Genomic DNA, 507 nt, shown 5'->3' with positions numbered 1-507 from the left:
AAAAATAGTGGAATAAAGAAGAGGTCACAATGAAAGAGACGAAAGATATTTTAACGGCATGGCGAAATACCCGCATTGTTAAGCGTATAGGAACAGAATATCCATCACAATCATCGGTTGTTGCTGGAGCGGCTCGAGATTTTGATTATCGCCAATATTTGACAGAGCAAGAAGCAGAGGTTGTTGATAATGCTGTTTTGAGTTTGAAAGAATATAATCCGGTGCAATGGACGGTGTTAGTGGCGTATTACTTAAAGAATGTGTCTTGTAATGCACAAGCGAAAGCGATAGGTAAAAGGCCTCACGACATTATCAATATTTTGAATCAGGCACAAAGTTTTGTGGGTGGAAATATTTATCCATTTTTCAATAAAAGTAGTAAAAATGTTAAACATTGCAGTGAAAATGCTTGACATTGCGCAAATAAGCATATATAATTAGTCCATAATCAAAATTTAAACGCATAAAAAAGCCCGCTAGCAATAGACGGGCTTTTTTGTTATGTGA

At 36.1% G+C, this 507-nt stretch carries 1 protein-coding gene; it reads left to right on the top strand.

Annotated elements, in window-relative coordinates:
- The first annotated feature begins 29 nt into the window (after window positions 1-29).
- The gene (locus J3U57_RS12705; protein WP_065633653.1) at window positions 30-413 is read left to right on the top strand and encodes an antiterminator Q family protein; all 384 of its coding nucleotides are present in this window, start codon (window positions 30-32) and stop codon (window positions 411-413) included.
- Window positions 414-507 lie beyond the last annotated feature (94 nt).

Origin of the sequence: Gilliamella sp. B3464 (genome assembly GCF_026536145.1) — a bacterium.
In the GTDB taxonomy this organism is placed as follows: domain Bacteria; phylum Pseudomonadota; class Gammaproteobacteria; order Enterobacterales; family Orbaceae; genus Gilliamella.
The sequence above is the reverse complement of the archived record's forward strand: the minus strand, read 5'-3'. Positions and strand labels throughout refer to the sequence as shown.